Source organism: Prolixibacter sp. DSM 2831 (genome assembly GCF_056493735.1).
The window spans coordinates 2580439-2595998 of record NZ_CM151379.1; the positions used below are offsets into that span (position 1 = coordinate 2580439).

Consider the following 15560-nt stretch of genomic DNA (forward strand, 5'->3'; position numbering starts at 1 on the left):
TTGACTGATTTTAAATAACAGCATGTGACACACAGACAGATTTGGAATCTCACCAGGTCAATATGGAACCAACCTTCGTCCAGCGGGTAACCCAAATCACGGAAGAAAACCTGACGAACGAGCAGTTTAGCGTAGACGACCTTGCCAACGCGATGGGGATGAGTTATGCCACTCTTTACCGTCAACTTAAGGGAAACACTCACAAAACCATCAGCCAGTTTGTGCGGGAAGTTCGTCTGAAAAAGGCAAACGAAATTCTTTTACAAGAAGATGTTACCGCTTCGGAAGTGGCGTATCGCGTTGGTTTCGGAAGTCCCACCTATTTCAGCAAATGCTTTCACAAATATTTCGGCTATGCCCCGGGAGAGTTACGAAAAAGAAAACTCCGGAGCAAAAGGAAATTCTCGTTAAAGCTGTTCCGAATGAATAAGAAGCAAAGAAACATTGTGATCGTTATTGCTCTCATTTTTATCGCTGCCCTTTTCATTCTGCTTTCCAGAAAAAATCATCCTGCCCAATGGCAGGAAAGCCCGACTCAAAATAAACCCGGATTCGCCATCGATTTGTCGGTAGGTTGAAACAAATCTGTTCCCCCTCACCATTCAACATGCTTTTTCTAAAGTCAAGGAGATTTTGATAAAAGTGACGAAAAACCTGTTCTTTTTTCGAACCGTTCATCCCTAATTTGTTCTGTTTACCCTTCCTATTGTCCTCATCTTAAGCCTATTTAGACCAAATTAAAATTGGAGCAAATATCAACCTTTTATGGTTATTACCACTAATTAGTCCCTCCAATCTTTATTTCATGGTGAGAGAAATTCACCAGATATTGAAAGATACGTGCTATTTCTTCAGGGGCATTTCGTCGGAAATTTGCTTAGTGACAGATAAAACATTCCTATTCTTAGTATTCACTAAAACCGTTTATTATGAAAAAGTTTCTGCTTTTAGTATTGTGTCTCGTCATTTCGGGACTTGCTTATAGTCAAAATGAAAAAGACCATAAGACTCTGAACCAGGTGGAAGTTGCACCTCCTGAGTTTGTTGGCGTTCATAACGCAGCTATCTTTCTTAATGAAAAAGCTACCCATTCCTCGCTGCTGATGGATTACATGAAAACAAAAGTTCAGTACCCGGCAATTGATATTGACCGTACCAATGAGGGAAAAGAAATCATTCGGTTTGTTGTTAATCCTGACGGTTCCTTAAGTAATTTCACAGTCATTAATAGTGTATCTCCCAGTATCGATGCTGAGGTGATTAGTGCACTGAAAACAACTGACGGCATGTGGAAACCCGGCTACAACAATGAAGAATTTGTGCCGATGGAAAAAGAATTCAGCATGGTCTTTAAAATTATTGGCACCAATGATTTACTCAGCAGGGCAACCGTGCAGTTCAAACGTGGAAATAAATTGCTGCTGATAAAAGAGAAACCGAAGCGGGCTCTTCAGCATTTCGATCAAGGGCTGGTTTATGTTCCGGAAAGTAAACCCTTGTTATTCCTGCGTGGCTTGACTCGTTACGAACTGGGCGATAAGGACGGTGCCTACCAGGATTGGAAACGGGTAAAATCACTTGGAGGAATTGAAGCCGACGGATGGCTTGACAAGTACAACAAAATGGGAGGCTACGCCGAAATGATAAAAACAGTCAATGAATAATGACGAAAACAAATAGGAATCAATTAACCCGGACAGAGTTAGAGAGGATTCAAATAAACTTTTGAATTCTCTCTAACCTTTGTTATAAACACTAATACCTGTTTATTCTAATATTTCGTCAACTCTTCCTTATAAAACCTCTCAATAATGATTAATATTCATGATGAGATAAAAGCGCACCCCAACTATTTCAAACAACTCGCTGTAAGAGACCTACTCTTTGTGTACTACAAGTGTCCGCAGAGAAAAAAACTGGTCCAGTTATGCAATCACTACAACGAATTTATATTTTCGTTGAACGGAGAACGGATTTTGCACCGTGGGGGTAAATCGTGGAAAGTAACACCCCAGACGTCCTATTTTAAACGAAAAACGGCTTACATCCAGGAAATTACTGATGTATCGGGTTGGGAAGTACTCGATTTCCATATACCAGATGAGTTTCTGATCCAATTTGCCAGGGAATTCATGGATCATTTTTCCACCGCAGATTTACCGGAGTTGACAACCGATATGTTAATTAAGGTCGAGCTGAACGAGGTAACAAGAACTTATTTTTACAGTATGCTCCCTTATTTCACACAAAAAATACCGCCTTCTGAAAAACTACTTGAATTAAAATTTAAGGAACTTCTCTTAGATATTTTATCCAACCCTTCCAATAAACAATTAGTGGCCTATATTCTCCATCTCAGTGATGATATCAAAACTCCGATTTGGCAGATCATGGAAACTAACTACACCTATAATCTAACCCTGGCAGAGTTCGCACGGATTTCAAGTCGCAGTCTCGCTGCATTCAAAAGGGAGTTTTTTGACTACTACCATACAACACCTGGCAAATGGTTAACCAACAAACGACTTAAACATGCCAGTATATTATTGAAAACGAACAAACAAAGCATCTCCGAAATTGCGTTTAGTTCCGGTTTTGAAAATGTGTCCCATTTTAGCCGAATTTTTAAGCAAAAGTTTGGTTTATCCCCACTTCAATATAGAAACAACGAGATCAGTATTTCATGATGATTCAAAAAAAGACGGTTTTATCCTTAAAGTAAAAAAACTGAGCTTTTAAGAAAAACAGAATTAACTGCCCCCTCCTACCTTTGTACTACGGCAAATGCTTATAAGGTCTGTTGAAACATTAATAATCAATATAAATCTTTATTAAAGGCTGAATATAAGTCAAATAATAGTGACAGATAGGATTCCAATTCTTAGTATTCATTAAAATTAATCGTCATGAAAAAGTTTCTGCTTTTAATTCTAGGTTTGGTTATTTCGGGACTAGCCTATAGTCAAAACGAAAAAGACCACAAGACTCTGAACCAGGTGGAAGTAGCTCCTCCTGAGTTTATTGGCGTTCATAACGCTACGATCTTCTTCAATGGTAAGAACGTTCCCCGTTCGTCACTTCTGATAGGTTATATGAAAAATCATATTGTGTACCCGGAATTTGACATCGAGCATTCCATTGAAGGAAAAGAAATTATTCGGTTCACGGTTAATCCGGATGGTTCTGTAAATAATTTCACAGTCGTCAACAGTGTGTCTCCACGTATTGACGAAGAGGTTATCGATGCACTGAAAACTACGGACGGTATGTGGAAACCCGGGTATAACAATGAAAATGTGATACCGATGGAAAAAGAATTCAGCATGGTTTTCAAAATCAACGGAACCCACGATTTGATTACAAGGGCAACAGAGCAATACAAACGTGGAAGTAAATTGCTCTTAATAAAAGAAAAACAGAAGAGGGCCCTTAGGCATTTCAATCAAGGGTTGGTTTATGTTCCGGAAAGTAAACCATTGTTATTCCTGCGTGGGTTAACCCGTTACGAATTGGGCGATAAAGACGGCGCCTACCAGGATTGGAGACGGGTAAAATCATTGGGAGGAATTGTAGCTGATGGTTGGCTCAATAAGTATAGCGAAATGGAAGGTTATGCCGAAATGATTAAAACCGTAAATGAATGATGAAACACACAAATAAAAATCAATTAACCAGGACAGAGTTAAAGAGGATTCAATGTTTTATTTGAGTCCTCTTTTTGGTCCAACCCAATTTTTCCCAAAAAATAGTACGGTTGTCCACAATAGGTTATTTAGACTCATTTAGTTTTAACCGATCTATTCCGAACATCCAATACTTTTCATCCCTTTTTTTTACTCGTATTATGGGACAGAAATAGACAACACAATGACAAATAAGTGCTATTTCTCCCGATTTTTTTCGTCAGAAATTTGTATCGCGACAGAGCACAGAGTAAACTCCAATTCCTAGTATTCATTAAACCGTTTTTTATGAAAAAATTTCTGCTTTTAATTCTATGTCTGGCCATTTCCGGGCTGACTTTCAGTCAAAACGAAAAAGGCCGTAAGACGCTGGAAGAGGTGGAAGTTTCACCTCCAGAGTTTATTGGCGTTCAAAGCGCCACTCTCTACTTCAATAGTGACAAAACTATCGGAGCCTCTCTACTTTCAGAATATGTGAAGAATCGTGTCGAGTACCCGGCAGCGGATATCGAGGCTTTCAGAGAGGGAAAAGAAATCGTCCGGTTTACTGTACAACCAGACGGTTCACTCACCAATTTCAAAGTAGTCAACAGCGTGTCTGCCAGCATCGATGGCGAGGTTATCAATGCACTGAAAAGTACCGACGGCATGTGGAAACCGGGATACAACAACGAAAACATTGTGCCGATGGATAAAGAATTCAGTATGGTATTCAAACTTATGGAAACAAATGACTTGATGACCAAGGCCACCGTCCAGTTTAAACGTGGAAATAAGTTGCTGTTGATTAAAGAGAGACCTAAGAGAGCCCTTCAGCATTTTGACCAGGGCCTGGTTTACGTACCAGATAGCAAACCCTTGTTATTCCTGCGCGGTTTGACCCGTTATCAACTGGGAGACGACGAAGGTGCTTGCCGGGATTGGAACCGCATTAAATCTCTTGGAGGTATTGAGGCTGATGGTTGGGTTGAAAATTACTGTGAAATGCCAGGTTACGCCGAAATGATGGAAATAATAAACGAATAATGGAACAAACGAAAGAGAAATCAATTTTTCAGGACAGTTTTTAAGAGAGAGGAGTCAAAATCCGTTTGATTCCTCTCTTTTCGTCTGCATCCATTGCAGTATCCGGGTAATATCAGCATTCTGCTTCTTCCCCTCTCTCCCCTGCCGAACAGTATGATTCGCCATTGGGTAGCTGGCCACTTTAACGACTTTCTGTTCCGGCTGCCAGTGAATAACTGAACAGGCACCCCACGAACGCATCGTAAACCGGGAACGGATTTTAATGATATGGTCCTGCTTTCCAATGTAGGTTACCACGTATTCGGCCGCCAATTCATCCCTCAGCCGCTCAAGCGGAAAATCTTCCTTCTTCCATTCCAACTGGTTCATCACGACTTCGGGAAAATCCGGAAGTTCCGTGTCCGGCGCTTCGATATAATCCAAACGAGGTTTGAACCGCTTGACCAGGTACGCCCAATAGACGGCACTGAAAACGATGATCCAAAGGGTACCGGTTGCCAACACCGAAAAATCGATCACTTCACCGGTAAATGCAGCTCTCAATATCCGATAGACCACAAAAATTCCCCACAGGATAAGGAAGTAGACAACAATGAGTTTTCGATAAGGTTTTAGCATACTTTCCCGCTGTTTCTACATGGCAACGAATGACCCAGGCTACAGGTTCATATCGCGAATGAGCAATGCAATGGACTCATTCTGCTTTCGTCCGGCTCCCCCCTGTTTCATTGTCCGGTTCGACATCGGGTAGCTGGCTAGTAGCAAAATTCCTTCATTCTCTTGATAATGAATAAATGTACAGGCCCCCCACGACGACATGGAAAAACGATCCCGAAGCTTCATGATTCGCTCTCCTTCATCAACGTACGTTACTTCGTAAAAACGAACCAGTTCTTTATGAAGCTTTTGAAATGAAAAACTGTTATTGGAGATTTCGACCTCTTTGGTAACCGTTGCCTTGAAAACAGGTGGTTGTGTCCCGGGTTTTTGAATGTAATCCAACCGCGGTTTAAATTCCCGGATAAGGACTCCCCAGTAAATCAAACTAAACAGGATAATCCAAACAATCCCGGTGACCAGCACCGGCGCATCCATCGGCCGCCCAAGCAGCCACACAGCCAACAGGCGCAGCAGGAGAAACATTCCCAGCAGCACAAAGAAGTAGGTCACAATTAGTTTCACATAAGGTTTCATTCGGTTAGTTATGATTTGTTATTGTATATCCCCTACGGGGAAAATTCATCTATTTCCGTTCCATTGGCTACAATACGGCAACCGCTACGCGGTATTCGAATGCCATTGTTGACATTTCATTCGATTTTCATCAAATCTGCAACGAGCGCGAACCATTGCCTGCAGGGCATCCGGTATTGTAGCAAGAGTGACCACGAGCGTCACATTTACGCCCTAGGCGTTACACATCCTCCAAAAAATCAAACAAAAACCGTTCATCATATTCAACTGCGAATTTCTTTAAAAACGAAACATACTCCTCCCTAAAGGTTCTCTTGCGATGATGTTCCTCCTGATTGGAAATATACTCATAAACAGTTTCCATCTGTGACCGACTGTAAGAAAAAGCCCCATACCCATCCTGCCATGCAAACTTTCCCCTGCACAATCTTTCTTTGTTGATGAATAAAGTAGTGTTTCGCTTCACAGCAAAAACTGTATCCGAAATAGAGACGGAAGGATTTAATCCCACTAAAAGATGAACATGATCGACAACTCCATTTACAATAATGGATTTGTGTTGTAGTTCGGTTAAGATGCTGCTCATGTATGGAAATATCCTTTTTCGGATATCCTCATGCAGGACGGCATCCCGGTTTTTAACGGCGAAAACCAGTTGAATGTATAACTGTGAATAGGTGCCAGGTTTCATTATGTTTGGTTTTATGTGTATCCCCTACGGGGAAAATTAAATTTTCGATCTGTTTCTTTCTACAATACTACAACCGCTACGCGGTATTCGGACGCCATTGTTAGCATTTCATTCGATTTTCATCAAATCTCCAACGAACGCGAACGATTTGCCCGTAGGGCATATAGTATTGTAGCAACAGTGACCGCGAACGCCGCATTTACACCGTAGGTGTTATGCAAATTGATTTGAACACCGCCTGGCATCCGTATATCCCCTACGGGGAAGATTCATCCTTTTCTATTCTGTTCTCTACAATACGGCAACCGCTACGCGGTATTCGGGCGCCAATGTCAGCATTTCATTCGATTTTCTTCAAATCTGCAACGAGCGCGAACCATTGCCTGCAGGGCATCCGGTATTGTAGCAACAGTGACCACGGGCGCCACATTTACGCCGTAGGCGTTACACAAATTGATTCGTAAACCGCCAGACATCCAGATATCCGTATATCCCCCACGGGAAAATTCATCCGTTTCTATTCTGTTCTCTACAATACTGCAACCGCTACGCGGTATTCGGGCGCCAATGTCAGCATTTCAATCAATTTGCATTGAAACACCACCAAACACGAACGATTGCCTGCAGGGCATCCGGTATTGTAGCAACAGTGACCGTGAACGCCGTATTTACGCCGTAGGCGTTACACGTCTTCCGGCTCATCTAGTACCTGAACCAATTGAGCGAGCGCTTCGTTTTGTTCTTTTGCTTTCCGTGTGGCAGTCTTTGTGTATCCCGACATCGGAAAACTGGACAGAACCACCGCCCCACTCTCCTGCTGCCAGGCTACATGGGTCAGAATTCCCCAGGCCTTACGGTTATACGGTGTCCGGAACTTCATCACTCCGGCTTCTTCGTCCATATGCGTCACATGCACATGTGGCGGCAGGATTTCGCGCAAACGCGTCACACTGAAACCGGCATCCGGCACCGCCACCTCCAGGGTTTGGGTATCCCGGAACTCCGGTTTAGCATTGGTGGCTGCCTCAATGTATTTGAGTTTCGGTTTGAAGGTAAACCAGAGCAGGCCCCAGTATATCACCTCGAAAAATACCGCCGAAACCAAACCGGTCCAAACGACCGACTCCTCGAACGGCTTATGCATAAACAGGCTGAACAGATACATCGCACCGATATAACCGCCCCAGTAAACAAAAAAAGTAATGATGATGATTTTGCGAAAAGATTTCATAAGTAGGTTCGTTTTCGTTCGTTCCAATATATTACCATAAACAAGTCAGTCATCAACGACACATCTGACCTATCTTCTGCTATTGTCGCCTGTGATTTTACGGGTTGCAATAACATGGTAAAAGGGAACAATTTAGCGCTCTTGTTTTTTTTACTTTATCGAAAATAGCTATTTCATTTTACAATATATTCCTCTCCTCCGCACTTTTTACCGTTTCCACCGGAAATACGGGTGTATCCCCTACGGGGAAAATGCTATGTTGGATACATTTCTTTCTACAATACTGCAACCGCTACGCGGTATTCGAATGCTTTTTTGAGGTGCCCTGTAGCCAGGGGACAAAAAATATCCATGTACTTCTCATGCCCTAGCTTCCGGAAACGAAAAATATGCCCGTATTTCCAGTGCCGGGACACCATGGGATCAAAAATATACCGGTATTTCTCATACCCGGGCTCCATGGAAGGGAAAATATCCATGTATTTCATATGCACCGGCGTCAAGTGAAGTATAATACGCGTGTATTTTTAGTGCTTGATATGGAAAGATGCTGAACTGCGCTCATTTTTTCCTTCATTAGCATAAATAACTACCCGTTTTTAGCTTACTATTTAGATTATGTATAAATTGTTACCATAAAATAAATATTCCAAGCCTGCATGCTCTTCTATTCCTGATTATATGATCATAAACATGTTTTTGGTTATTGCCTGATAAAACGGATAGCCGTAACTTCTATCTTATTTCAACACCAAGACCAAAAATTATGGAACAAATTATCGATTTTAGCAGGTTCCACCTGCGAAACAACGAACACTACCAGTTCATGTCCGATTTGAGTAAAATGATTACGGCGACCACTCCCGAAACCCTTGGCGTGGTTAACCAGTTTCCCGCTTTTACTGACGTGCTAAGTAAAGAGGCTATCGCTATCGGGGTTGAAGACGGCAGCAGCCTGTCAAAAAAGATGAGCCTGCTGGATATTCGCCGCGATAATACCTGGAGCGCCATTAACTTCCGTATCAAGTCGACGTTGACGAGCCCCATCGATGAAGAGGTGGAAAGCGCGGCCTTACTGGAACGGCTGATGAACCAGCACGGAAATGTGCGCGAACTTCCCTACAATGAGGAAACCGCCGCTGTGCAAAGTCTCGTGAAGGATTTGCAGGGTGAAACGTATGCACCCCATGTAGCCCAAACCGGGTTGACAAGTTGGGTGGAAGCACTGAAGACTCAGAATGAGGAATTTGCCACGACTTTCAACCTGCGTAACAGCGAAATGGCCGGCCGCCCCAATGGTAATGTTAAATCAGTACGACAGGAAGTGGACCCACTGTACGAAGAAATCGTTAATCGCATTAACGCAGCTATCACGCTGGAGATAGCTGCCGATGGCGTGGAAACGTTTGTGAGCGAGTTGAACGAAAAAATCAGGTACTACCAGAATACCCTGGCCATTCGCAGCGGCCGCAGTCAAAAGGATGAAGCCGAGGCAGAAGAAGCCTGATGTGTAAAATTGTTGTTGTTTTGGCATTGCCATATGCCATATGGATTTAAGGTTAATAAAAAGCCGCAACGAGTTACCCGCTGCGGCTTTCTTTTTCTATCGTATTGCTCCGAAGGAGGAGACTTCCAGACATCAGCAACCGAACACATTGAATAGTTATTCGTTTGTCAATCCCAGGCTCCTTATTTAGAAAGATTATTTTTAAAATAAAAACACGCCCTGCCATTCACCTTCATACCGTCGAAAAACAGAGCGATTGCTGCTTGTAAAGTTTAAGCTGCACCTCTTCGCTATTTCGACCAATAATAACTAAACACATTGATTTATTGATTTTTCTTTAGTTTTGCCACTTCATTTTTGGAGCTATTTTAAGGACGTTGAGCCTTCACCGTGTATTTTTAGCCGTTTGCGGTAACGTAGTAATTACCCCAACAGAAAAATTGTTTCCAAAGCACCGCCGGTAAATTCGGCTATAGACGTAATAGTTGTGATTGCTGCTAACGTGATAAGAGGTGCAATGAAATTGTAATAAAAAGCGGTGGCTTTGCGTTCTGTTTTAAGAGAGAACATAAAAATATTGAGAAGTAGAAAAGTGGAGTGTTTATGAGTAGGAGGATGTGGCTGGGGGTATATGTTGTGCTTTACCTGGTATGTTTGGTACCATTGAATAGCGTTGCGGACAACACGCAAAACCGGGGCTTGATTTCCATCGCAGACGCCAAAATTGATATTGACAATAATTATGTACCCGACCGTTTAGGAGATACTGTCACCGTCGCCGGACGGGTAACAGTTGGCTCGGGAGTGTTGCGCACCCAAAAACTGTTTATCACTCTTCAAGACCATTCGGCAGGCATTTTTATCTACCAGCCGGATTATAATGGCCCGAAGATTCATGCAGGCGACAGCCTCCGTGTAACCGGGGTTATCGATCAATACCACGGCCTCACCCAACTTGTCCATCCGGTTATTACCTTTTGCGAAGCCACTCGCCGTCAAGTTCCCCCTGCGGTATCTATTCGTGATGGCTCATACGAAAAACTGGAAGGAAGGCTGGTAAAGGTAATGGGCCGCATCATCAACAAAGGGGTCAATGATGGAGGAAATTACTTGCTGATTGCCCCCGGTGCCGGAACCAACAACACCCTTTTTGTTTTCAATGCCTGGAGACACATCGATACATCGCTGTTCGACAGATACAAAACTGGAGAGATGATCGAAATCACCGGACTGCTTTCCCAGTTCGACAGCCGCGATGAACCCGATGGCGTGTACCAGATACTCCCCCGCAGTAAAGCCGATTTACAAATCATACAGCGTAGTCCCGGTTATTACAGCCGGCTGGCATTGCTTGTTGGTTGCATCTCCATAGCCATATTGGCCTTTAACCTGATTCTGCAAAAAAGAGTACGGCAGCGGACCCGCAAACTGAAAGCATCGGAAAGCCGTTTTGCTAAACTGGCCGATTCCACCACTTCCGCAATATTAATCTTCCAGGACGGACAATTCGTCTATCAAAACCCCGTGATGGCATCGATTACCTCGGGAGGTGACCTGAACCGGCTCCTGGATCAATGGATTGAAGAACTGAAAGAACCGGGCAGGACCACCAACACTCCATCCGAATTTCGCTACACCTCCATCGACGGTCAAACGTTCTGGTTCACTTACACATCGGTGCCCATTGTCTGGAACGACCGGGATGCCCTGATTATCACCGCCACCAATATTACCCAACGCAAACAGACAGAAGAAGAACTCAGACGAAGTGAGGAACGGTTTCAATCCATGGCCCAGGCAGCACCGGTAGGGATATTCCGAACCCGCCCGGATGGCTATACCACCTACGTAAACCCCAAATGGAGCGAACTATCCGGGCTTCCCTTAAATCGAGCTACCGGATACGGCTGGATGGAAGCCGTTCACCCGGATGACCGCGACTGGCTGTTGCAACGCTGGTCGGACGATAGCAGATCCTCGCATGAGTCGGTCGCCGAATATCGCTTCATGCGCCCGGATGGAACTGTGCTATGGGTGTTAGGCGATGCCGTTCCTGAATTTGATAGTCGCGGTAATCAGGTGAGCTTTGTTGGTACCATTACCGATATCACCCGGCAAAAGCTTGCTGAACAGGAAATTCGCCAAAGCGAAGAAAAATACAAGTACCTGTTCTATCAGAATCCGCAACCCCTGCTTATTTATTGCACGGAAAGTCTCAGATTCATTGAGGTGAATGAACGTGCCATCAGGCACTATGGCTATTCCCGGGAAGAGTTTTTGAATATGACCGTCGAAGATATCCGGCCACCGGAAGATGTGGCTGCGGTACGAAAAGCGATTGAAGAGCAGAAAACCAAATACAAAGACTATGGCATCTGGCGGCACCTGAAAAAAAATGGTGAAGTCGTCCATGTGGAGATTGCCAATCATGAAATTGAATATAACGGCAGACCTGCCCGTATTGTATTGATCAACGATGTAACAGAACGTTTAAAAGCGCGACATAAGGTAGAGGAAAGTGAAAAATCATTAAGTGAAGCACAGAAGATCGCCCGCATGGGCGACTGGGAATACGATTTGGTAAAGAACAAAACAACGTGGTCGGATAATAATTTCCGGCTGCATGATTTGCGTCCCGGAGAAATCGAACCCACCTACGACTATTTCATGAGCCGTATCCATCGGGAAGACAGGCAGAAGGTGCTTTACAGCGAAGAAAAGCTTCTGAAAACCAAAAATCCTGTTGAATTTGATTTCCGGATCACTGGAAAAGATGGACGAATTATCTGGTTACTGAACAGGGTAATTCCCTATTTCGATAATGGCCAACTGGTTCGAATGAAAGGGGTCAACATCGATATTACCGAACGGAAAAAAGTGCTCGAAAGGCTAAAGCTGCTCAACACCTCTATCGAGCAGAGCCCCATCAGTATTATTATTACCGATCCGGAGGGAGTGATTGAGTTTGTCAACCCGAACTTCACCCGGAATACCGGCTACACTTTTGAAGAGGCGGTTGGGAATACTCCGGGAATTCTCAAGTCGGGCACTCATTCTCCGGAACTCTACCGCGACATGTGGGCAACCATTAAGAAGGGAGAAATCTGGATTGGAGAGCTCCAGAACCGGAAGAAAAGCGGCGAGCTCTTTTGGGAGAAAGTGCAAATTGCCCCGGTGAAAGATGAGCGGAGCGAGATAACCCATTATGTCGCCATTAAGGAAAACATCACCGAAAAAAAGCGGTTGTTTGACGAATTGGTAGAGGCAAAGGAGAAGGCGGAAGAGAGCAACCGCCTGAAAAGTGCTTTCCTGGCCAACATCAGTCACGAAATCCGCACCCCGATGAACAGCATTCTTGGTTTTTCCGAATTGCTGAAATCGTCCGATTTATCAAGGGAAGAGAAGGAGGAGTTTTTCGATATCATCGAGCAAAGCGGCAAACGGATGTTGAAGACCATCACGAAAATCGTCGAGATTTCCCGGCTCGACACCAATCAGGTTGAATTGGTTGCTTCAACAGTCCCGGTAAATTTAATGCTTCGAAAACTGGAGAAACAGTTTAATAAACGCGCATCGGAAAGACAACTTGCTCTATCGCTCGAACCTGGCTTGCCTGATGAGCAGGCATTGGTGCAAACCGATGAAGAGAAGCTGGAAACCGTGGTCAGATACCTGCTCAACAATGCCTTTAAATATACCCACAGAGGTTCGGTGCGATTTGGTTACCGCCCGAATGGCAAAATGCTTCAGTTTTTTGTTGAAGATACCGGCATTGGCATGAATGAAAGTGCGTGCCGGAAGATTTTTCGTCCCTTCGTACAGACGGACGGCACTTATACCCGCAGTTACGAAGGGCTTGGACTGGGCCTGGTAATAGCCAAGGGGTATGTCGAAAAACTTGGTGGGACGATTGAACTGGAATCGGAATTCAAGAAGGGAACGACCGTTACCTTCACGCTTCCCTTTCGAACCTGACCGGGGAATGAAGGAATTTTACAGAAAAACACTTTTTTTTCACTGTGCAACATAATTATTACAAATGAGTTATAACAACAATGATGTTTTTTGTGGACTTTGACTGGTAAACAGCGGCAATATTTTTTCAGACTGGCCGTTGTTTTTTTAGGTAGCATGTGATCATCCCGATTGCAATGTTGTATTTCGATGGGTTAACGTGCTCCTAATTGCCTTTTATTTCTACGGGGGCCCAGCATTACCGCATGAATATTCGGAAATATTGAAACCTTTTTGCTCCTCAATATCTACTGAATTTCAATACCTTCCCGGGCCCCCTTTCTTCATTTTATATAGAGTCTAAATTTCATAAAATCTGTAGGTTGAGAAAAATTAATTTTACAAAACAGGGACCATTACAAAAAAAGCTGTTTTCTTTGCAGCCGGTTTAATATATAGCATGTATTTCCACACTTATTTATTCTTCAGTCCTGTTTATTAAAACTGACGACCCAACACATTAGCTTGTAGAAAAATGAATTTGCGTCCCCCCGGACTTAAAAAACGGTTTCGTTTCTTTGCTTTAGGAAAAACCGGTCTGACATTGATCGTCTTCCTACTGATCGACATTTACTGGATATTTACCACACGTGACTACGTGGAGGCCTCGAAACTTGAGCCTTATACACATCATATTATGGCATCCATGGCTCGCGCGCAATCGCAATTAACCGCCGCCCGGAATCATTATTTCGAATTTTACCTCTCGAAGGATTCACTCGCACGCGATTCCGCCGCCGAACACATCGCGAACTTTGAGCGGCTGCTGAACAACGTCCGCCGGATGGCGAGCGATTCGGAACAGATTCGACGGCTGCAGAATATTACTGTGCTATTAAACGATTCGCTCAAAAAAGCTTCATTGCCGGATGGCTACCAGCCCGGCCAGTTGAACGGAAGCCATCTGCATATTGTCATTCCGGAATTGAGATACCTGAAAATGCTGGATGATAGCATTGTCGAGTTTCACAGCCGCGAAAAAGAGATCCTGCAAGATCGTCTGGAGATTTTTACCAGAACGTTCCATCGCGCGATGGCGGTAAGTATCCTGGTGTTACTGACCAACTTATTCCTTATTTTCTTTTTTGCCTGGCAAGTCCGGAGGAAAATTCTGGAACGCCAAAATGCAAATGAGGAATTAGCCCGCCGGCAAGAGAGTTATAAGGCCATCCTGGGGAATATACCTTTATCGGTAGCGCTGTCGAACAGACAAACAGGCGAAATCATCTATATCAATCAGACCTTTCAGCAGCATTTTGAAGTTACCGCGAATGATGAAGCAGAAGAGGTATTTCAAAAGTTGCGAATCGGCTTTACCACACCGAAGCGCGCAAAAGAAAAAACAAGAAGTGCTGAATATTGCTGGAAAATGGCTAATGGCGAACATCATATCTACTTGTACGAAGCTAATATCGTACAAATACACGATGAAGAATTAATACTACACGCGCTACTGGATATTACCGCCAGGAAGAATTACGAAAAGGAACTGAAAAAGTCGCAGCACAAGCTGCAGGAAACCCTGGATGCCAAAGACCGGTTTTTCTCAATTCTGTCACACGACATTCGTTCACCGCTGAGCACGGTAATCGGATTTTCCGATTTACTGGTGGAAGAGACTGACCACCCATATGCAAAAACCATTTGCGAAACGTCCGAAAATCTGCTAACCCTACTGAACAATGTGCTTCAGTGGTCGAGGGCACAATCAGGAACCATGCGTTTCCAACCGGCAATGGTAAACCTGCATCAGATTGTCGAACAGGTCTACTCCATTCATCAAAGCACCGCCGGGGAAAATGGGATTCGTCTGTCTAACGAGGTAACGCCGGATGAAGAGTGGACAGCAGATCCTTATATGCTGGAAACTATTCTGCGAAACCTCGTATCGAATTCCCTGAAGTTTACCAGCAAAGGGGATTCGATTACTGTCTCTGCCCGGAAAAAACACAATAACCTGTTAATTGAAGTAAGAGATACAGGAAGTGGCATAGCACCGGAGAAACTAACAACGCTGTTTTCTCTGAGGAAATATAACGGAACCCCTCAGGAATCCGGCAACAATAGCGGATTGGGATTACTCCTGTGCAAAGAGTTGGTAAAACGCCACCAGGGAACGATTTCAGCAGAAAGTATTCCCGGAGAGGTAACAATCTTCAAAATCAGATTACCCGGTATAGCAGAGATATCGCCTGCCGCTTATTAAAGAACCGA

Annotated in this window: 13 protein-coding genes; 8 read left to right on the top strand and 5 right to left on the bottom strand. The window is 43.9% G+C overall.

Annotated elements, in window-relative coordinates:
- Nucleotides 1-62: 62 nt before the first annotated feature.
- The 5 genes from AC060N_RS10515 (at nucleotide 63) to AC060N_RS10535 (ending at nucleotide 4709) form a co-directional block, all read left to right on the top strand.
- Nucleotides 63-578 (top strand): helix-turn-helix domain-containing protein, encoded by a 516-nt coding sequence (locus tag AC060N_RS10515; RefSeq protein ID WP_479523758.1) that lies wholly within the window; start codon nucleotides 63-65, stop codon nucleotides 576-578.
- A gap of 351 nt (nucleotides 579-929) precedes the next feature.
- The gene (locus AC060N_RS10520; RefSeq protein WP_479523759.1) at nucleotides 930-1664 is read left to right on the top strand and encodes an energy transducer TonB; all 735 of its coding nucleotides are present in this window, start codon (nucleotides 930-932) and stop codon (nucleotides 1662-1664) included.
- A 147-nt stretch (nucleotides 1665-1811) separates the two neighbouring features.
- A complete protein-coding gene (locus AC060N_RS10525) occupies nucleotides 1812-2687 on the top strand; it encodes a helix-turn-helix transcriptional regulator (protein ID WP_479523760.1) in 876 nt (291 codons plus the stop codon).
- Nucleotides 2688-2906: 219 nt separating this feature from the next.
- Complete coding sequence (locus tag AC060N_RS10530) at nucleotides 2907-3644, top strand: energy transducer TonB (RefSeq protein WP_479523761.1); 738 nt, start codon at nucleotides 2907-2909, stop codon at nucleotides 3642-3644.
- Between the two features lie 327 nt (nucleotides 3645-3971).
- Entirely contained in the window at nucleotides 3972-4709 is a 738-nt protein-coding gene (locus AC060N_RS10535) for an energy transducer TonB (RefSeq protein ID WP_479523762.1), read from the top strand.
- Between the two features lie 54 nt (nucleotides 4710-4763).
- Here AC060N_RS10535 and AC060N_RS10540 read toward each other — a convergent pair whose 3' ends face one another.
- The 5 genes from AC060N_RS10540 to AC060N_RS10560 all read right to left on the bottom strand — a co-directional run bounded on the left by AC060N_RS10540 (nucleotide 4764) and on the right by AC060N_RS10560 (nucleotide 8313).
- Nucleotides 4764-5327: a hypothetical protein gene (locus AC060N_RS10540; protein WP_479523763.1), complete on the bottom strand. Its 564-nt coding sequence runs from the start codon at nucleotides 5325-5327 to the stop codon at nucleotides 4764-4766.
- A 39-nt stretch (nucleotides 5328-5366) separates the two neighbouring features.
- Nucleotides 5367-5903, bottom strand: coding sequence for a hypothetical protein (locus tag AC060N_RS10545; RefSeq protein ID WP_479523764.1), 537 nt, complete (start codon nucleotides 5901-5903; stop codon nucleotides 5367-5369).
- Between the two features lie 220 nt (nucleotides 5904-6123).
- The gene (gene tnpA / locus AC060N_RS10550; protein WP_479523765.1) at nucleotides 6124-6594 is read right to left on the bottom strand and encodes an IS200/IS605 family transposase; all 471 of its coding nucleotides are present in this window, start codon (nucleotides 6592-6594) and stop codon (nucleotides 6124-6126) included.
- A gap of 682 nt (nucleotides 6595-7276) precedes the next feature.
- On the bottom strand, nucleotides 7277-7825 hold the full coding sequence (locus tag AC060N_RS10555; RefSeq protein ID WP_479523766.1) for a hypothetical protein: 549 nt from the start codon (nucleotides 7823-7825) through the stop codon (nucleotides 7277-7279).
- 275 nt (nucleotides 7826-8100) lie between these two features.
- The gene (locus AC060N_RS10560) at nucleotides 8101-8313 is read right to left on the bottom strand and encodes a hypothetical protein (protein WP_479523767.1); all 213 of its coding nucleotides are present in this window, start codon (nucleotides 8311-8313) and stop codon (nucleotides 8101-8103) included.
- A 278-nt stretch (nucleotides 8314-8591) separates the two neighbouring features.
- Here AC060N_RS10560 and AC060N_RS10565 point away from each other — a divergent pair, with 278 nt between their 5' ends.
- The 3 genes from AC060N_RS10565 (at nucleotide 8592) to AC060N_RS10575 (ending at nucleotide 15552) form a co-directional block, all read left to right on the top strand.
- A complete protein-coding gene (locus AC060N_RS10565; RefSeq protein ID WP_479523768.1) occupies nucleotides 8592-9332 on the top strand; it encodes a DUF6261 family protein in 741 nt (246 codons plus the stop codon).
- Nucleotides 9333-9935: 603 nt separating this feature from the next.
- Entirely contained in the window at nucleotides 9936-13307 is a 3372-nt protein-coding gene (locus tag AC060N_RS10570; protein WP_479523769.1) for a PAS domain S-box protein, read from the top strand.
- Between the two features lie 514 nt (nucleotides 13308-13821).
- A complete protein-coding gene (locus tag AC060N_RS10575; protein WP_479523770.1) occupies nucleotides 13822-15552 on the top strand; it encodes a sensor histidine kinase in 1731 nt (576 codons plus the stop codon).
- The last annotated feature ends 8 nt before the right edge of the window (nucleotides 15553-15560 follow it).